The sequence below is a fragment of the Klebsiella sp. CN_Kp104 genome (genome assembly GCF_040064515.1).
Lineage (GTDB): Bacteria > Pseudomonadota > Gammaproteobacteria > Enterobacterales > Enterobacteriaceae > Klebsiella > Klebsiella aerogenes.
Genome location: NZ_JBEAII010000007.1, coordinates 88114 through 106702, shown reverse-complemented (window position 1 = coordinate 106702; position 18589 = coordinate 88114). Strand labels below are relative to the sequence as shown.

18 protein-coding genes are annotated in these 18589 nt (G+C 57.7%); 8 read left to right on the top strand and 10 right to left on the bottom strand.

The window, feature by feature from the left end:
• Positions 1–13 precede the first annotated feature (13 nt).
• From ABLU80_RS10440 to ABLU80_RS10430, 3 genes are all read left to right on the top strand, one after another.
• On the top strand, positions 14–919 hold the full coding sequence (locus tag ABLU80_RS10440) for an AraC family transcriptional regulator (protein WP_348849953.1): 906 nt from the start codon (positions 14–16) through the stop codon (positions 917–919).
• A gap of 57 nt (positions 920–976) precedes the next feature.
• On the top strand, positions 977–1879 hold the full coding sequence (locus tag ABLU80_RS10435; RefSeq protein WP_348849952.1) for an EamA family transporter: 903 nt from the start codon (positions 977–979) through the stop codon (positions 1877–1879).
• Between the two features lie 101 nt (positions 1880–1980).
• Entirely contained in the window at positions 1981–2271 is a 291-nt protein-coding gene (locus ABLU80_RS10430) for a YicS family protein (RefSeq protein WP_015369086.1), read from the top strand.
• 44 nt (positions 2272–2315) lie between these two features.
• Here the strand turns inward: ABLU80_RS10430 and ABLU80_RS10425 are convergent, their stop codons facing one another.
• A complete protein-coding gene (locus ABLU80_RS10425) occupies positions 2316–3266 on the bottom strand; it encodes a LacI family DNA-binding transcriptional regulator (RefSeq protein WP_020077647.1) in 951 nt (316 codons plus the stop codon).
• Positions 3267–3559: 293 nt separating this feature from the next.
• Between ABLU80_RS10425 and ABLU80_RS10420 the strand changes: the two genes are divergently transcribed.
• The 3 genes from ABLU80_RS10420 to ABLU80_RS10410 all read left to right on the top strand — a co-directional run bounded on the left by ABLU80_RS10420 (position 3560) and on the right by ABLU80_RS10410 (position 6869).
• The gene (locus ABLU80_RS10420; RefSeq protein ID WP_015369080.1) at positions 3560–3874 is read left to right on the top strand and encodes a PTS sugar transporter subunit IIB; all 315 of its coding nucleotides are present in this window, start codon (positions 3560–3562) and stop codon (positions 3872–3874) included.
• 11 nt (positions 3875–3885) lie between these two features.
• Complete coding sequence (locus ABLU80_RS10415) at positions 3886–5211, top strand: PTS transporter subunit EIIC (protein ID WP_015369079.1); 1326 nt, start codon at positions 3886–3888, stop codon at positions 5209–5211.
• Between the two features lie 278 nt (positions 5212–5489).
• A complete protein-coding gene (locus tag ABLU80_RS10410; RefSeq protein ID WP_348849951.1) occupies positions 5490–6869 on the top strand; it encodes a carbohydrate porin in 1380 nt (459 codons plus the stop codon).
• Between the two features lie 57 nt (positions 6870–6926).
• On the opposite strand, the gene phnV is transcribed toward ABLU80_RS10410, so the two are convergent.
• From phnV to phnR, 5 genes are all read right to left on the bottom strand, one after another.
• Entirely contained in the window at positions 6927–7724 is a 798-nt protein-coding gene (phnV, locus tag ABLU80_RS10405; RefSeq protein ID WP_047037742.1) for a 2-aminoethylphosphonate ABC transport system, membrane component PhnV, read from the bottom strand.
• Positions 7725–7726: 2 nt separating this feature from the next.
• On the bottom strand, positions 7727–8587 hold the full coding sequence (gene phnU / locus ABLU80_RS10400; protein ID WP_002923191.1) for a 2-aminoethylphosphonate ABC transporter permease subunit: 861 nt from the start codon (positions 8585–8587) through the stop codon (positions 7727–7729).
• The gene (gene phnT / locus ABLU80_RS10395) at positions 8587–9699 is read right to left on the bottom strand and encodes a 2-aminoethylphosphonate ABC transport system ATP-binding subunit PhnT (protein ID WP_063446178.1); all 1113 of its coding nucleotides are present in this window, start codon (positions 9697–9699) and stop codon (positions 8587–8589) included. Before phnT ends, phnU begins: the two co-directional genes overlap by 1 nt.
• A gap of 5 nt (positions 9700–9704) precedes the next feature.
• On the bottom strand, positions 9705–10718 hold the full coding sequence (gene phnS, locus ABLU80_RS10390; protein WP_348849950.1) for a 2-aminoethylphosphonate ABC transporter substrate-binding protein: 1014 nt from the start codon (positions 10716–10718) through the stop codon (positions 9705–9707).
• Between the two features lie 179 nt (positions 10719–10897).
• Positions 10898–11617 carry a phosphonate utilization transcriptional regulator PhnR gene (phnR, locus tag ABLU80_RS10385; RefSeq protein WP_015369072.1) on the bottom strand — a complete coding sequence of 240 codons (720 nt, stop codon included), beginning with the start codon at positions 11615–11617 and terminating at the stop codon, positions 10898–10900.
• 141 nt (positions 11618–11758) lie between these two features.
• Between phnR and phnW the strand changes: the two genes are divergently transcribed.
• Together phnW and phnX are read left to right on the top strand one after the other, a co-directional pair.
• Positions 11759–12862, top strand: coding sequence for a 2-aminoethylphosphonate--pyruvate transaminase (gene phnW, locus ABLU80_RS10380; RefSeq protein ID WP_348849949.1), 1104 nt, complete (start codon positions 11759–11761; stop codon positions 12860–12862).
• Positions 12863–12871: 9 nt separating this feature from the next.
• Positions 12872–13681 carry a phosphonoacetaldehyde hydrolase gene (phnX, locus tag ABLU80_RS10375; protein ID WP_285198871.1) on the top strand — a complete coding sequence of 270 codons (810 nt, stop codon included), beginning with the start codon at positions 12872–12874 and terminating at the stop codon, positions 13679–13681.
• Between the two features lie 5 nt (positions 13682–13686).
• On the opposite strand, the gene nepI is transcribed toward phnX, so the two are convergent.
• The 4 genes from nepI to ABLU80_RS10355 form a co-directional block, all read right to left on the bottom strand.
• Positions 13687–14871, bottom strand: coding sequence for a purine ribonucleoside efflux pump NepI (nepI, locus tag ABLU80_RS10370; RefSeq protein ID WP_213796547.1), 1185 nt, complete (start codon positions 14869–14871; stop codon positions 13687–13689).
• A 261-nt stretch (positions 14872–15132) separates the two neighbouring features.
• Positions 15133–15585 carry a DUF1198 family protein gene (locus ABLU80_RS10365; RefSeq protein ID WP_015369068.1) on the bottom strand — a complete coding sequence of 151 codons (453 nt, stop codon included), beginning with the start codon at positions 15583–15585 and terminating at the stop codon, positions 15133–15135.
• 136 nt (positions 15586–15721) lie between these two features.
• The gene (gene uhpT, locus ABLU80_RS10360) at positions 15722–17113 is read right to left on the bottom strand and encodes a hexose-6-phosphate:phosphate antiporter (RefSeq protein WP_015369067.1); all 1392 of its coding nucleotides are present in this window, start codon (positions 17111–17113) and stop codon (positions 15722–15724) included.
• Between the two features lie 146 nt (positions 17114–17259).
• Positions 17260–18588 carry an MFS transporter gene (locus tag ABLU80_RS10355; protein ID WP_200083314.1) on the bottom strand — a complete coding sequence of 443 codons (1329 nt, stop codon included), beginning with the start codon at positions 18586–18588 and terminating at the stop codon, positions 17260–17262.
• Position 18589: the final 1 nt, after the last annotated feature.

The window sequence follows — 18589 nt, the reverse complement described above, 5'->3', positions numbered from 1 at the left end:
TCTCAGGAGTCGCATGGATAGTTTGAGCCATCTGTTGACGCTGCTGGCCCCACGTTGCGAAGTGAATCTGCATTGCCGTTTCGGCGGCCGCTGGCAGGCCGGACACGATCAAATGCGAGCGGGCGTGGTGCCGTGGCACTTTGTGTTGCGCGGCGAAGGGCGCCTAACCGTCGGTCATCAAATCCGCCACATGCGCGCCGGCGACGTGATCCTGCTGCCGCACGGTTCGCCGCATCTGATGGAGAGCCTGGTGGAGTGGGGTCAGGTACTGCCCGTCGCCCACCGCTTTAACGGCACGCTGACGGAAGTCCGCACCGCCGAAGAGAGCGACGCGCTGGAGATGCTGTGCGGCGAGTTTTACTTCGGCCCGCACGTCAACTGGCTGTTCGCCGAAGAGTCGGCGCTGATCCATTTACATACCGATGAGCGCGAAGATTGCCCGGAACTGGATATTTTGCTTAACGTGCTGGTACGCGAAAGCCTGGCGGAACATCCCGGCGGCAGCGCTATCGTACGCAGTCTTGGCGATACGCTGCTGGTACTGCTGTTACGTACCCTGCTCGGCGCGCAGGAGCCGCCGGGCGGCCTGTTGCGCCTGATGAGCGATGCGCGGCTGATGCCGGCCGTTCTCGCGGTGCTGGCCGCGCCGGAACAGCCGTGGACTATCGAGAGCATGGCGGCGCGGGCGTTTTTATCGCGCGCCACCTTCGCCCGCCATTTTGCCCGCGTCTATCATCTGACGCCGCAGGCGTGGCTGTCGCAGCTGCGGATGGCGATGGCCGCTCGCCTGCTGCATCTCGATCGCCAGACGCGGCTGGAAGTGATTGCCGAACGCTGCGGTTTTCAATCACAGGCTTCGTTTGCGAAAACCTTTAAAAAACACTACGGCATGACGCCGGGCGAGTGGCGTCGACAGTAAAGCGCGCGTCGCGCCGTGCTATGATTCCTGCTTTGCGCTATTTCACGCGAGGGAAAAATGGGTTCCAGCAAAAGAGGGATGTTGAACGTATTGATCGCCGCCGTCCTGTGGGGCAGTTCCGGGGTCTGCGCGCAGTACATTATGCAGCAAAGTCAGATGTCATCGCCCTATCTGACCATGATCCGCCTGCTGTTCGCCGGGCTGATTTTGCTGATGCTCGCCTTCGTTCACGGCGACAAAATTTTCCGCGTTATGCAAAACCGCAAAGATGCCCTTAGCCTGCTGTTTTTCTCGCTGGTCGGCGCGTTAACCGTGCAGTACACCTTCCTGATGACTATCGAGAAGTCGAACGCCGCCACCGCCACGGTGCTACAGTTTTTGTCGCCGACGATTATCGTCGCCTGGTTCGCGCTGGCGCGTAAGGCGCGGCCCAGTCCCTTTGTGCTACTGGCGATTGGCACCTCGCTTGCCGGCACCTTCCTGCTGGTCACCCACGGCAACCCAACATCGCTCTCCATCTCGCCGGCGGCGCTGTTCTGGGGGATCGCCTCAGCCTTCGCGGCGGCGTTTTATACCACCTATCCCTCAACGCTTATCGCCCGCTACGGCACGCTGCCGATCGTCGGCTGGAGCATGCTGATTGGCGGGGCGATGCTGTTGCCGTTTTATGGCAGCCAGAGCGCGAACTTTGTAGTGAACGGCCGTCTTCTGCTGGCGTTTTTCTATCTCGTGGTGATCGGCACCTCGCTGACCTTCAGCCTGTATCTCAACGGCGCTCAGAAAATTGGCGGCGCGAAAGCCGGGATCCTCAGCTGCGCCGAGCCGCTGAGCAGCGCCCTGCTCTCTCTATTGCTGTTGGACATTACCTTTACTCTGCCGGACTGGCTGGGGACGCTGTTGATTCTCTCTTCGGTCATTCTTATCGCGGTGGATTCCCGGCGGCGGGTACGCGCGGCGTAATAGCAATCGTCTGATTTTAAACAACAAAAATTGTCTAACATTTGCGCAATTCACCTGCTGCGCATATAGTTGACTGAAGCGAAAAGTGAAGGAGAAACGCCATGAAAGCGTGTTGGATGTTGTGTCTGGTTACTGCCCTTAGCGCCAGCGCGGCGTGGGCCGAATCGCCGCTGCAAAGCCTGCAGTTTGAGCAGCAAAAACAGCAGGTGTTGAAAGCGGTGAAGGAAAAATGCGCCCCGGCGAGCACCCTCAGCGATACCGATTTCGCCAATAAAATCCTCGCCTCAAAAGACAACCAGAGTTACGTTCGCGAAGCGACGCTGGCGAAAGAGCGCAATAATCAAAAAGGCTACCTGGCCGCCATTGATAAAATTCGCTGCCCGGAGAAATAACGGGCTGAATTATCAGGAAAACCGTTGCCTGCCGCGACGGTTTTTTATTTCCCCCAACGCTCGGGAATAATTAAGTCGCCGCGCAGCAGGCTGCCGCCGGGCTGCGGGCTTTTCCCGATCAGCCAGTTGACGATCCGCGAAGCCATCGCATCCATCGAATACTCAATCGCCGGGATGGTCGGAATACCCGGCATCTGCAGCGAACCCGCGAGACTGAAGACCATTACTTTTTCCGGCACCGCGCGGTTAAACGCCTGCAGCTGCGGCACTACCCGCTGCGCCTGCAGTTCATCGCTCACCAACAGCGCATTAAAGTTCAGGGTAGTGGCGTTATTCATCAACTCCTGCACCGCCACCGACGACGAGGCGCAGTCCAGGAAGACCAGGTTGCGATTAAACGGCAGGAAGTTCTTCTCCAGCGCATGCTTATAGCCCAGCAGCACCTGATCGGCAAAGCCGCTCCCCTGCGGATGGATCAGCGCAATCTGCCGCCGCCCCTGATTAATCAGATAATGACAGGCGGTTTCCGCGGCGAAGGCGTGATCAAACTGAATACTGTTCTCGCCATCGCTTTCCAGACAATCAATCAGTACCACATCGGGGCGCTCGATCTGCAGCGGAAAGCGCGCGCCGATGATCAGCACGTCATCGCACAGGCCACAGGTGAGTTCATCCAGCGCGCTTAATACGTCGCCGCGGTTATTGGCGAAGCGCAGCAGTAGATGCTTCTGATGCTGGCTGAGCTGTTTTTCCAGGGCGTAGAGATAGCTGGTGGTCTGATTGATGTTGTCCTGCGCGCAAATCACGCCGATACAGCCCGTCGACTGGCTCAGTAAGGATTGGGCAATCATATTGGGCCGGTAGTTCAGCGTTTCCGCCGCCTGAAGCACCGCCTGGCGGCTGGCCTCTTTTACCCCGCGCGAACCGCTCAGCACGCGCGAAACCGTGGCTTTCGATACCCCGGCTAACCGTGATACATCATTGATTGTCGACATCTTTTTTCCCCTGGCAGGTGCGGCTTAGCCCCTGTAACGCTGTGTCCTGAATCGCTTCAATTATAACCAGCGGCAGTATAGCCGTTTCCTTTTTTATTTGGAAACCGATTTTCCATTTCGGCAAAAAACCACGCCAAATCGACATTATTTTGTGAGCGAAATCTAATTAGTAAGCCCGCTAACGGTGAGTTATTGACCGCGCTCACAGTTCTGTTTTTTATAAATGGAAACCGGTTTCCGTCTGATATCAAATCATCCTCGCAATAACTTTTTACATATGAGGAAAGCCGTCGATGTACAAGATTATGCTGTGTTGCTCCGCCGGGATGTCCACCAGCCTGCTGGTGAGGAAAATGGTGGATGCCGCAAAGGAACGCGACCTGCCGGTGCAGATTGACGCCTATGGCGTTGCCGAATTTGATATGCAGTTTCCACAATACCAGGTGGTGCTGCTTGGCCCCCAGGTCAAATACATGCTGAAAATGCTTAGCGAGAAAGCCGCTCCCCTGAATATTCCCGTCCAGCCTATCGATACGATGGATTACGGAATGCAGCGGGGAGATAACGTTCTGAATTATGCCCTGTCGCTGATCGCCGCGGCGCACTAAGAGGTGTTCAAATGAGTTCTCTGTATCAGTCGATGATTGCCGTGATCGAGCAATCTATTACTCCGCTGGCAGGACGCCTTGGGCAACAGAAATATGTTATCGCCATCCGCGATGGCTTTACCGCCGCATTGCCGTTCATGATCATCGGCTCTTTCATGCTGGTATTTATTTTTCCGCCTTTCTCGCCGGAGACCACTAACGGCTTTGCCCGCGGCTGGCTGGATTTTTCCCAGCAGTACCGTGAACAGCTGATGCTGCCGTTTAACCTCAGCATGGGCGTTATGACCTTCTTTATCTCGGTCGGCATCGGCGCCAGCCTCGGACGCCAGTTCCAGCTCGATCCGGTCATGTCCGGCCTGCTGGCGTTTATGGCCTTCCTGCTGGTCGCCGCGCCCTATGCCGATGGCAAAATTTCTACTCAGTATTTATCCGGCCAGGGCATTTTCACCGCGCTGATCACCGCCATCTACTCCACCCGCGTTTACGCCTGGCTTAAGCAAAACAACGTGACCATTCGCCTGCCGAAAGAGGTGCCGACCGGCGTCGCCCGTTCGTTTGAGATCCTCATTCCGGTACTGGTGGTCATCGGTACTCTGCATCCGCTCAACCTGTTCATTGAAGCGCAAACCGGCATGATCCTGCCGCAGGCGATTATGCATCTGCTGGAACCGCTGGTCTCCGCCTCCGATTCGCTGCCGGCGATTCTGCTGTCGGTGCTGATGTGCCAGATTTTCTGGTTCGCCGGTATTCACGGCTCGCTTATCGTCACCGGCATTATGAACCCGTTCTGGATGGCTAACCTGTCGGCAAACCAGGCGGCGCTGGCGGCCGGCGCGGCGCTGCCGCACGTCTATCTGCAAGGCTTCTGGGATCACTATTTGCTGATTGGCGGCGTCGGTTCGACCCTGCCGCTGGCCTTCCTGCTGCTGCGTAGCCGGGTCACGCATCTGCGGACTATCGGCAAAATGGGCATCGTGCCGAGCTTCTTTAATATCAACGAACCGATTCTGTTCGGCGCGCCGATCATCATGAACCCAATGATGTTTATCCCCTTCGTCTGCGTGCCGATGGTCAACGCGGTGCTGGCTTACGGCGCAACCCGCCTTGGCTGGCTGAGCCAGGTGGTGTCACTGACGCCGTGGACGACGCCCGCGCCGATTGGCGCCTCGTGGGCGGCTAACTGGACTTTAAGCCCGGTGGTGATGTGCGTTATCTGCATGGTGATGTCGGCAGTGATTTATCTGCCATTCCTGCGCGCCTATGAGCGTTCATTAATAAAGAATGAAGTCGAAAAGGCGAAAAGCGTTGCATCGGTCGCCGGGGCCGTTAGCCAGTAATTCCTGTATTACCTGAAAATATGAATTTATGCGGAAAAGGGATTTTCGCCAAATAATCTGATTATAAACTCAATAACCTCAGGAAATATATTTTGAGAAAAAATTAATTCATCTGCATTTGTACTAGCCGTTAAATTTCGCCACTGAGAATAAGATATTTTTTCTCCGGCGTAGCTGTACCCTGAAAAAAAACAAATCAGCTTATTTTGGTTATTTTTATTTTAACCAGAATGGGGCGGTTATTGTCTGCATATATTAATTATTAAAGTGAGATAACCATGAATACAGTTAAAAAGCTGCCATTGGCCATGGCGGTTATCGCCGCGCTGTGCCCAATTTCCGTACTGGCGCAGGAGTTTACCCAGGAGCAGATCGACGCCATCGTCGCCAAAGCGGTTGATAAAGCGCTGGCCGACCGCCAGGCTAAAATCGACGCCGCCGCCAATAAAAAAGTCGACGTGATGACCAACCCGCAAACCACCGCCGCTTCGCCGGATCTGGCGATTCCATTCGGCCTGAAATTTAGCGGCTACGCCCGCTATGGCGCCCACTTCCAGACCGGCGACCAGAAATATGTTGGCGTCGACGGCTCCTATAACGGCGCCTCGGCGATTGGCCGTCTCGGTAACGAAAGCAACGGCGGCGAATTCCAGATAACGAAAGCCTTCAAAAGCGCGCAGGGGGCCATCTGGGATCTTAACGTCATGTTTGACCACTGGAGCGACGAGGTTAACCTTAAAAAAGCCTACGTCGGCGTCACCAACGTCCTCGAATCCAACCCCAACGCCTATATCTGGGCCGGCCGCGACTTCCACCAGCGCCCGCAACAGGGGATCAACGACTACTTCTGGATGAACCACGACGGCCAGGGCGCGGGGGTGAAGAACTTCGATATCGGCGGCGTGCAGTTCGACGTGGCGACGGTGTCGCAGGTGAAATCCTGTAGCCCGGAAGTGATGGCCGACGAAACCAACCCGTCGCGCATCACCTGTACCGGCAGCTCCGATACCGGCGACAACGGCCACTACGCGCTGACCACCAAAACCCACAACATCAAAGCCGGGCCGATCGATGTCGAGGTATACGCCAACTACGGCTTTGACTCAAAAGCGGTGGACAGCGACGCGCGCCTCGATGCCTGGCAGGGCGGGCTGGTGTTGAGCCATAGCAACGACAGCGGAGTGAACAAGGTTATCCTGCGCTATTCCGATAACTCGGATAACAGCGTCTACAACAAAACCGACGACCTGACCACGGTCTACGCCAGCTTCGAGGGCAGCCATAAGTTCACCCAGCAGGCGCAGATCGAGTATCTGCTGGCCTTCCACGACTACGACAACGGCAAGGATAATACCGACAACCGTAAAAACTACGGCGCGATCGTCCGGCCAATGTACTTCTGGAACGACGTGCACTCGACCTGGCTGGAAGCTGGCTACCAGCGCGTTGACTACGACCAGGGCGGGGATAACCACGGCTGGAAGCTGACGCTGTCGCAGAACATCGCCATCGGCATGGGGCCGGAGTTCCGCCCGATGCTGCGCTTCTATGTTACCGGCGGCCAGGTGGATAACGAGCACACCGCGAAAGTTAACGGCACCAGCGATGAACGGCTGGATTCGTTGAACGTCGGCGGCATGTTTGAGGCATGGTTCTGAGGCAATCCGATTCCCGGCTGGCGCTACGCTGAGCCGGGCTACAGCTCCGGGTACAACTTATCTCTGGCTTAATCGGCGGGCGATGCGCTCAAGCTTCATCATCAACAGCAGCGTGACGCCCACCAGCACAATGGTCAGCGCCGAGCCATCGGCGATATTGCCGCGATCGGTGAGGCTGAAAATGGTCACCGGCAGTGTCGTCCAGCCCGGCGGATAGATCATCACCGTCGCCCCTAACTCTCCCATCGACAGCGATAAACTCAACGCCAGCGCTGAAATCATCCACGGCGTCATCAGCGGCAGCGTCACATGACGCAGGCGATACCACGGCGAGGCGCCAAGACTGGAGGCGACGTTTTCAATATCGGCGGAAATCCGCGCCAGTCCGGTCGTTACGTTACTGAAGGTAAAGGCGGAGATCAGCACGAAGTGCGCCGCCAGGACGATAAAGAAGGTGCCGTTCATCTGCAGCGGTCCCTGACTGAACGCCACCAGAATGCCCAGTCCGACGGAAACCGAGGGGATAGCGCTGGGCAGATAAAATGCCAGGCCAAGATATTTCTGTAGCGTCGCGCCATACTGGCGCAGCGCCAGCGCCGCCCACATCCCGCACAGCAGCGCCAGAAGGCTGGCGCAGAAGCCCACCATCAGGCTCGAAAACAGCGAATCCCACGCCGCGCCGCGAAAGGCGTTAACAAAGTGGGTAAAGGTAAAGCCGGTGGGCAGCAGGCCATTCCATTGTTTACTCAGGCTGGAGAGTAAAATCACCGCCAGCGGCAGCAGGAAAACGCCGGCAAAAAGCGTCACCGCCAGCGCGCCCGCCGCCGCGCGGCCTTTACGCGACCAAATCAACATCGTTAACTCCTTACGCCAGTGCGGGCCGCAGCCAGCCGATAGAGCATAAACAGCCCCAGCGACAGCAGAATATTAATCAGCGCAATCATGCAGGCCACGCTGTAATCCGACTCCAGAATAGCCTTGCTGTAGACCATCATCGGCAGGGTATTAACCCCTTTGGCGCCAATAAACAGCACGATCCCGAACTCGTTGGTTGTCAACAGCAGGCACAGACTGCCGCCCGCCATCAGCGCCGGTAGCGCCGCCGGGAAGATAACCTGGGTAATCACCCGTAGCGGATGGGCGCCGAGAATACTCGCCGCTTCCAGCTGGCTCTTATCTATCTGCCGCAGTCCCGCCATCAGCGGGCGCATCACCAGCGGCGTAAAGACGGTAATCTCCGCCAGAATCACGCCGTTTATTGAATAGAGAAAGTCTACCGGCGGCAGTTCAAAAGCAAACAACGCCATCAGAGTGCCGTTGAGCAGCCCCGCCGAGCCGTAAATAAAGGTGAATGCGAGGGTAATCAGGAAGGTCGGCAGCGCAATAAAAGTATCAATGACCCGGCTCACCAGTTGGCTTCCGGGGAACGGAATAAATACCAGAATCAGCGCCAGCACGCTGCCGAGCACCAGGCAGCCAAGGGTGGCGAACACTGCAATCTGTAAGGTATTGAGCAGCGCGCCAATAAATCGTTTTGAGTCAATCACCTGCCAGAAAGTCTCGAGGCTCAGGTTGCCGCTGGCGTCACGTAATGCCTGTTCGGCGATCAACAGTAGCGGATAGAAAAATAGCGTCGCCAGCACCAGCAGCGGCAATGCCAGCCACAGGTAAGGCCGTAAGTTTCGCGCCGGACGCGCAAGCGTTAGGGTTTGCGCCATTATTGCACCTCGATCAGAACCGCATCGCCAGGTTCGAAGTAGAGCGCCAGCTTGTCCCCCACGCGCGGCAGTGGGTTTACGTGGGTCATGACGATCCGCACCGCTTCGCCCGCGACGTCGCACAGCAGATGCGTCAGATCGCCCTGCCAGTGTACCGAGGTCAGGGTAGCATTGAGACGATTACTGGTTGCCGATCGCGGCGCCAGGCTCATGTGCTGCGGGCGAATGCATAACAGCTTGTTGTTGCCATGCAGGCCGCCCCGACTGAAGGCGTTAATCAGGCCGCCGCCACAGCTCACGCTAACCAGCCCCGGCTCGGTGCTGTCTTTCAGCGCCGTCGCCTGCAGGATATTGGCGCGGCCGAGGAATTCGGCGCTAAAGCGGTTCGGCGGATAGTGATAGAGCTCGTGCGTTTCGCCGTGGGCGATCAGCGAACCGTCTTTCATGATGCCGATTTTGTCCGCCAGGGTCAGCGCTTCGGTCTGATCGTGGGTGACGTAGAGAATGGTCAGTTCCGGCAGTTCGCGATGCAGACGGGCAATCTCTTCCACCATGTTATGACGAATTTGCGCATCCAGCGCCGACAGCGGTTCATCAAGCAACAGTACCCGGGGACGCACGGCAATCGCGCGGGCTATCGCGACGCGCTGCTGCTGGCCACCGGAAAGCTGATGCGGGTAGCGGGTGGCGTAATCCGCCATACCGACGATTTTTAAAGCTTCAGTCACCCGCTCGGCGATAAGCCCCCTGGGCTGCTTTTGCGCCCGCAAGCCGAAAGCAACGTTATCTTCCACCTTCATATGCGGGAACAGCGCGTAGTTCTGCACCACCATCGCCAGCCCGCGTTTGTACGGCGGCAGCTGGGTGACGTCAGTATCGCCGATCAGGATCCGACCGCCAGCCGGTTGCACAAAACCGGCAATCGCCCGCAGCACCGTGGTTTTCCCGGAACCGGAAGGGCCTATCAGCGCCAGCACCTCACCGGGTTCAATGGTCAATGACAGCGGTTTTAAGACCACGTTGCCGTGGTATGAAACGCGCAGCGAGTCCAGGGTGATCCCGGAAGTCCCCGCCAGCGACGGGGAAGAAGTGACGGTGGTTTTCATCAACATCAGGCTTACTCGCTATCGGTCACTTTATGCCAGCGGGCAATGTCAGCCGACAGCGATACCGCGACATCATCCCAGTTAGGTTCCCAGCTCTTTACGCCGTCGAGCGCCGCTTTCGCCGCCTTAAAGTTAGCGTCATCCGGCGCCACATCACTGCGTACCGGCAGGCCCCAGGAGAGCTCGCTGACGCTGGATTGCGCTGGTTTATCCAGCAGGAAATTGATCAGCTTTTTGCCGTTTTCGCTATTCGGTCCGTTCTGTACCAGCCCGATGGTGTAGGGCAGCGCCAGCGCGCTGCGCTCGCCTTTATCATCCGCCGGCCAGAAAATTTTAACGTTCGGGTTACGCGCCATCTGCGACAGGTTCATCTGCAAATCGCCGTTGGCGACGTACAGCTCGCCTTTATTGACCAGCGCAGTCAGCTTGCCGGTCGAGGCCGATGGGCCAACGTTATTGGCCTGCAGCTTACCCAGATACACAAAACCGGCGTCTTTACCGCCGAGGCTGTGGAACGCCTGCAGCATCACCGCGGTACCGTCGCCCGCCTGACCCGGCGTGGAGTACTGCAACTTGTTCTTAAAGCGGCTATCCAGCAGATCCTGCCAGCTGGCCGGCGCGGTTTTCAGCAACTGGCTGTTATAGATGAAGGTCAGATAGTTATTCACCAGCGGCGCGTAGCGATCGTTAGCGCCGGGGATCTGCGCGCTACCTTGCGGGGTGAAGGTTGCCAGCAATTGCTCTTTCGCGGCGCGCTGGATAAACGGCGGCACCGTAACCAGCACATCAGCCTGCGGATTGGTACGCTCCTTCGCCAGACGTTCGACGATCGCGCCGGAGCCGCCTTCCACATACTGCACTTTGATGCCCGTCGCTTTGGTGAAGGCGTCGAACTGGCTCTGATACCAGCTGTTATCGCCATCATGCAGGCCATCGGCGGAGTAAACCGTGACGACGCCGTCCGCCCAAACCGGAGAGCTGGTCAGCGCGAACAGGGACAGCAGAGCAAGTCGGGAGAGTTTCATCGTTTAAGCCTCATCGGATAGTCAGTTATTCTGGTGTAGACCAGATTTGCCTTCACGCTACCGGGGGTTTATGACAAAACGATGAAAGAAGTGTGTCGAAAGAGTTAAAACGAGGGGGGATGCGTAGCCCCGGTAAGCGCTAGCGCCACCGGGGAGATCAAAAAATTTAACTAATAAAATCAATGGGTATCGACTTCGATCCGCAGGCTGTCATGCCGCCAGTATTCAATATCGTAATCGAGAATACGCCCATGCTGATCGTAATTCAGCCGGCGCAACAGCAGCGCCGGACGCCCTTCCATCACCCCCAACGCCTCTGCGGCCTGCGGCGGCATTGAAGTGGGATAAAACGACAGATGCATACTGGTATAGATCAGGTCGTACTGAGTTTGATAAATCTCGGTCAGACTGCCGTTAAGATCGTGGCGCAGCAACTCAGGCACCCGCGCGGGCAGGCAGTGGTTTTCGCAGTAGCACACCGGCCGGCCGTCGGCATAGCGCAGACGCGTCAGCAGGTAAACCTGATCGAAGGGCTGCAGCGCCAGCGGGGCCATCACGTCCAGCGGCACGGCGGTTAAGCGCCCTTCAAGCAGCACCGTTTTCGGTTCGCGCCCCTGCTCGAGACATAGCTTGTGGAAGTTGGTGTTCTGCGTCGGATCCAACCACAGACGCTCCGGCGTCACGAACCAGCCGCGGCGGTCAGCGCGGTAAATCACGCCGCTGGCCTCCAGCTGCGCCAGGCTCTCGCGTACCGTAATCCGGGTCGTGTTGAACAGCGCGCACAGTTCGCGCTCTGAAGGCAGCTTATCGCCGCTTTTCAACGCGCCGTTTTGAATACGCGCCTGCAGCTGCGCCTTAATCATCAGGTATTGCGGCATCTCGCCAGAGGGTGATTTCATGTTTACTCACTGCCACTTTTCGTGCGCTCATTATACATAGCCAGATGAATTTTTTGTTGCAGCGCCACATTTCCTTTGACCCTGCCCCGGCTTTGTCTCCATGATAAATATAAATCTGGTATAGACCAAATGGTGAGACAAATGACTTCACGGAACTACTTGCTGCTGACCCCCGGCCCGCTAACCACCTCCCGTACGGTAAAAGAGGCGATGTTGTTCGATAGCTGTACCTGGGATGATGATTACAATCTCGGCGTGGTACAGACCATTCGCCAGCAGCTGGTGCAGTTGGCTACCCCGGCCGACGGTTATACGGCGGTGCTGCTGCAGGGTAGCGGCAGCTACGCGGTCGAAGCGGTGCTCGGCAGCGTCATCGGCGAACAAGGCAAAGTGCTGATCGTCAGCAATGGCGCCTATGGCGCGCGTATGATTGAGATGACGCAACTGATGGGCATCGCCTGCCACCCTTACGACTGCGGCGAAGTCTCCCGTCCAGATGCGGCGGCGATCGAACAGATCCTGCAGAACGACCCGGCGATCACCCATATCGCGATGGTACATAGCGAAACCACCACCGGCATGCTGAATCCGATCGAAGAGGTAGCCGAACTGGCAAAACGGTACGATAAACGCTATATCGTCGATGCGATGAGCAGCTTTGGCGGCATTCCGTTGGATATCGCCGCGCTGAATATTGATTACCTGATAAGCTCCGCCAACAAATGCATTCAGGGCGTACCGGGCTTTGCCTTCGTGATTGCTCGCGAAGCGGAGCTGGCCGTCTGCAAAGGCCGTTCGCGCTCGCTATCACTGGATCTGTACGCCCAGTGGCGATGCATGGAAGATAACCACGGTAAGTGGCGCTTCACCTCGCCGACCCATACCGTGCTGGCCTTTGCCCAGGCGCTGAAAGAGCTGGCGCAGGAGGGCGGCGTTAGCGCCCGCTATCAGCGCTACCGCAACAATCAACGCCGTCTGGTGGCAGGGATGCGCGCGCTCGGCTTCCGGCCACTGCTCGACGATAGCCTGCACTCGCCGATCATTACCGCCTTTTATTCACCGAATGCGCCGCAGTATCGCTTTCACACCTTCTACCAGAAGCTGAAAGATCAGGGCTTCGTTATCTATCCGGGCAAAGTATCGCAAAGCGATTGCTTCCGCATCGGCAACATTGGCGAAGTCTACGACGCCGATATCACCGCCCTGCTGGCGGCTATCGACAACGCCATGTACTGGAAACAATAAGGAACCGCCATGAACCGTATTAGCGCACTGATCCTTGACTGGGCAGGCACCACCGTAGACTTCGGCTCTTTCGCCCCGACGCAAATTTTCGTCGAGGCCTTCCGCCAGGCCTTCGATATTGAGATCACCCTTGAAGAGGCCCGCGTGCCGATGGGGCTTGGCAAGTGGCAGCACATTGAGGCGCTGGGCAAACTCCCTGCTGTCGATAGCCGCTGGCAGGCCAAATTCGGCCGCGCGATGACTGTCGCCGATATCGATGCGATCTACGCCGCGTTTATGCCGCTGCAAATCGCTAAGGTTGTCGATTTTTCCGCACCGATTGCCGGCGTTGTCGACACTATCGCCGCGTTTCGCGCCGAGGGCCTGAAGATCGGATCCTGCTCGGGTTATCCGCGCCCGGTGATGGAAAAGCTGGTACCGGCCGCTGCCGCTCAGGGCTACGCCCCGGACCACTGGGTCGCCACCGATGATCTTGCCGTCGGCGGTCGTCCGGGCCCGTGGATGGCGCTGCAGAACGTAATTACCTTGGGCATAGACGATGTGGCCCACTGCGTGAAGGTCGATGATGCCGCACCGGGCATCAGCGAAGGGTTACATGCCGGGATGTGGAGCGTCGGCCTGGCGGTGTCCGGTAACGAATTCGGCGCTACCTGGGAGGAGTACCAGGCGATGTCGAAAGCGGAAATCGCCACCCGTCGCGAGCGGGCGGCAGGCAAACTGTATGCCGCCGGGGCTCACTATGTGGTTGATACCCTGGCGGATCTGCCGGAAGTGATTGCCGACATCAACGCCCGGCTGGCAAAAGGCGAACGGCCGTAAGCGGGTTAATTCACCTTCACTTTGGTCGTCACCAGCAGGCCGGTAAACAGCATTAATATTCCTGACAACACCAGCGGCGACAGCAGCCCTAAGTGGTCGAGCGCAACGCCGCCGACCGCGGCGCCGCAGGTGTTGGCAAGCTGGATCACCGCCACCTGAATCGACCCGGCTTTTTCCGCCTGATCGGAGAGAGAACGGGTGATCCACGTTGACCATCCCACCGGAATCAGCGCAAACGCGAAGCCCCAGATAATCGCCACCGTCGAGGCGACGATTTTGCTTTCTCCCCACAGTACCAGCGCCGCCGCGCAGGCGGTCAGCACCAGCGGCGAAATCGCCAGCGCCGCTTTAACCGAGCGCTTCAGCACCACCGAGGAGAGCGAGGTGCCGATAAAGCTGGCGATACCAAAGCTCAGCAGCACCAGCGTCAGGCCGTCGACGTCAAAGCCGGCGAGTGTCATGTAAACCGGGCGAATATAGGTAAAGAAGGCGAACTGTCCGGCAAAGGCCATGAAAATGGCGCACATCCCGGCCATCACCCCCGGACGCTTCAGCAGACCAAACATATTTTGCTGCTGAGCCGCCGATTCACCCGGAAGCGACGGCAGCGCTTTCAGCACCCAGAGCGTACACAGCACGCCCATCACCGCCGCGCCGTTAAAGACGTTGCGCCAGCCGATAAGCCCGCCAAGGAAACTGCCCAACGGGGCGGCGATCACCAGCGCGATTGATACCGCGCCGAAAATAATCGATAGCGCTTTCGGCACCACGCGCATCGGCACCAGACGCATGGTCAGCGATGCCGACATCGCCCAGAAACCGCCGAGCGCCAGGCCCAGACAGGCGCGCCCCAGCAGTAGCAGGGTGAAGCTATCGGCAAACGATACCAGCAGGCAAGAAAGGGTCAGCAGCAGCGAAAACAGGATAACCACGTAGCGGCGATCGGTTTTACCTATCACCGTGGTGATAAACAGGCTGGAAAACATCGCGACGAATGCCGTCGTCGTCACCGACTGCCCGGCCATCCCTTCGGAGATGCCTAAATCCAGCGCCATCGGCGTTAACAGGCTGACCGGCAAAAACTCGACGGTAATCAGGCAGGCGACGCAGAAAGCAACCGCGAAGACCGCCGACCAGTTTGGCCGCGCGAGATCGCGTGCATGGGATTTGGTTTCATTTGAATGACTCATGAGTGACCTGCGAAGAAAGTGGCGGAAAGCTGCGCAGTGTAACATTTTGTATGTGACGTACTTAACGTTTTCGCAACTCTTCTCTCTTTTCATAACGTAATACAAAAGCGTAGCTTGAGAATACAGGCCTCGTCATTCTGCCGGATGGCGCTTACGCTTATCCGGCCTACAAGGGACGAGTTCGTAAACCGTAGGCCGGATAAGGCGCAGCCGCCATCCGGCACACAAAAGCGATTAACCACAGGCCGGATAACAATGAGATCAGTGCAGCCAGTGCACGCCGTCTTCCGGGAGAAACAGGTCGTTATAGCGCTGCTGTAGGTTATGTAAATCGCTCACATCCGGGTCCAGCTCGCGCAGAAAACCTTGCGCCAGGCGGAGCTGCGCGTCGGTAATCGGCGCCGCTAATCGCGCTTTTTGCATCAGGCGATACCAGTAATGCAGGTTTTTTTCGCTGGCGTCGACAATCGCGACCTGCCAGATGAGCAGCACCTGCGCGGCGTTCTGCAAATGTGCTTCATTCGGCCGCTCCAGGTAACGCAAATACTCATTACCGGCGGTTTTTCCCAGTTGATCGATCATCGATTCCAACGGAACAGGCGTAATGCCAAGGCGTTCGCTCAGGCGACGAATCGCGCGGCGTGAATCAGAGGTAAGCACCCGAAATCCCACAACAAATACCACTACCAGGGTGGCCAGTCCTATCCAGATCATGCATCCTCTCATCCAATCGCAGCCTCACTATCATAATGGGAATTTGCCTGCTGTCGACTGTCGGACCTGGCATATTACGCAAGAAATAAAAAAGCCCGGCGCAATGGCCGGGCAAGGTTACCAAATACCTGGTGAATCAGGCAGTCTGCAAAACTCGATTCTTTTTCTCGCGGCGAATTTTACGCTCTTCGAAGATAGCCACGATGGCCATCAGGCAGATACAGCCGATGGCTGCGGCGTCCAGCGCCGCAAAGGTGCCGGCCCAGCCGGTCAGGCCGAAGACCGGCGTGCCGTCGGCGATCATCCCAAGACCCAGCTTGGCGAAGCTATCACCGATCAGATAGGCGAAGGTGCCCTTGATTCCATCGGCGGCGCCGATCGCTTTTTTCGGTACGAAACCGACGGCGGCGACGCCGATCAACAGCTGCGGACCAAACACCAGGAAGCCCAGCGCAAACAACGAGGCCAGATAGACGTACTGGTTGCTGGCATGTTGGTAAACCCCGAGGGTGGCGATAATCAGCGCCAGCGCGACGCAGGCCACCAGCGCGCGGCGGCCGTTGGCCAGATCCGACAACCAGCCCCACAGTAGCGTGCCAACCAGCGCGCCGACTTCAAACAGGGTAAAGCCCTGAATCGCCACCTCTTTAGACAGCTTCAGCTCCTGGAAGGCATACACGGTGGACCACTGATCGATACCGATACGCACCACGTAGAGGAAGATGTTGGAGAAGCACAGCAGCCAGATCACTTTGTTTTTCAGCACGTACTCAACAAAGATCTGCCACTTGGTCATCGCATTTTCTTCGGTCTCTTTGTCCTCTTCGCTGATCGCTTCGCCAAACAGCTCTTCCGCCGTGCCGAGGCCATAGGATTCCGGAGAGTCGCTACCGTAGCGCAGGCCAATAAAGCCAACGATCAGCGCAATAATCGACGGGAAGATAAACATGCCGATCACGTGGCCGTCGAACAGATAGTTGGCGCCAAACAGCGCCACGCCCGCGGCGCCCGCGCCGCCGAGGTTGTGGGAGATATTCCAGAAGCCGAGGAAGGTGCCGCGTTTGCGTCTAGGCGTCCACTTGGTGATGGTGGAATAGCTGCACGAGCCGCCGGTGCTCTGGAAGAAGCCGCTCAACGCATAGAAGGCGATCATCAGGAACAGGCTGGTTGAACCCGCCCCCATACTGGCGCTAAAGCCCAGCATACAGATGGCGGAGAGGATCAGCATAAACGGCAGGAACTGCTTGGTGTTTTTACCGTCGGCATAATAAGAGACGAGCGTCTTGCCCACGCCGTAGGTAATGGAAAAGCCCAGGCCAATCATCCCCAGCTGCGTCATGCTCAACCCGTAAGTGGAGATCATGTCGTTCTGCGCGATGTTAAAGTTCTTGCGGATCAGGTACATGGTCAGGTAGCCGATGAAGACCACCAGATAGGACTGCATGAAAGGTTTGAACCACATTTTGCGCCGCACATCGAGCGGCAGATCCAGGGTCGGCTTGCGCACCTGATTCAGAAAGGCCAGCATGGGTATCTCCTGAGCTGATTTTTTTATGCCTGCGTAATAACCAGGCATTGTAAAAACCCGCGCGCCGTCTGGCCTGAGACGGCTTCCAGGTAAAACCGGGAAAATTTCTTAGTTTTGCCCCGTTCGCGGCCAAAGGGTGAGCTACATCACGCTTCGCTGGCGGTACGCGGCGCCTGCGCGTTTAAAAACGGCAGCAGCAGCAGCGCGGAAATGCCGGCGGCAATCGCAATCACCACGAAGAATCCGGTCCAGTGCCAGATATCCATCACCTGCGCCAGCGGCCAGCCGGAAAGCGAGGCGCCAAGATAAGCGAACAGGCCGACAAACCCGGTGGCCGCCCCGGCGGCTTCTTTATGCGAACATTCCGCCGCCGCCATGCCAATTAGCATTTGCGGGCCAAAAACGAAGAACCCGGTGGTGAAGAAGCAGGCCGCCTGCATGACGTAGCTGGCAAACGGCATCAGCCACAGCCCGCCAACCGACAACAAAATTCCGGCGGCGAAGATCAGATTCATCGGCCCACGGTTGCCGTTAAACAGCTTATCCGAGCCCCACCCCGCCACCAGCGCGCCGATAAAACCGCCCAGCTCAAACATGGTCACCGCCGAGTTAGCGGTCACCAGATCGACGCCAAGCGTCTCCGACATATACAGATTGCCCCAGTCGTTAATCGCCGCCCGCACCACGTACACCAGCACATAGCACAACGACAGCAGCCAGATATAGGGATTAGCCAGCACGTAGCGGGTCAGGATCTCTTTGCGCGTTAGCCCTGCGCCTTCCTGCTGCTGGGCGATTTCCAGCGCATCGTGACGCCAGTCGCCCACGGCGGGTAACCCCACCGCCTGCGGGCGATCGCGCAGCCGCCAGCACAGATACAGTCCGGCAAGGATCGCCAGACAGCCGGCAATCGTCATCCCCATTCGCCAGCCGTAATGCAGTGCCGCCGCCCCCACGACCATTGGGATCAGCGCGCCGCCGACGTTATGCGCGGTATTCCACAGCGCCCACCAGCCGCCACGCTCGGTTCGCGAATACCAGGCCGTCAGCAGCCGGGCGCACACCGGGGAGCCCCAGCCCTGGAAGAAGGCATTCAGCGCCCACAGCAGCGCGAAGGCCCATAGCGAAGTAGAAAAACCAAACAGAATATTAACCACCCCGGTGGCAATCAGCCCCAGCCCCATAAAATAGCGGGCGTCGGAGCGGTCGCTGACGATACCGGAGAAAAATTTCGACAGCCCGTAAGTGATGTAAAACAGCGTGGCCAGCAGGCCGATATCGCTGCGGGTCAGCACGTTACTGGTAAGAATTTCAGGCACCGCGGCATTAAAGCTTTTGCGGGTGAAATAAAACAGCGCGTAACCAAGCCAGATGGTAAGCAGAATATGGCGACGCCAGTAACGATAACGCTCGTCGAGCTCGCGTTTATCGCTAATTGGCGCGGCGTCCGGCGGCGCTTTTAAAAAGGCAAACATC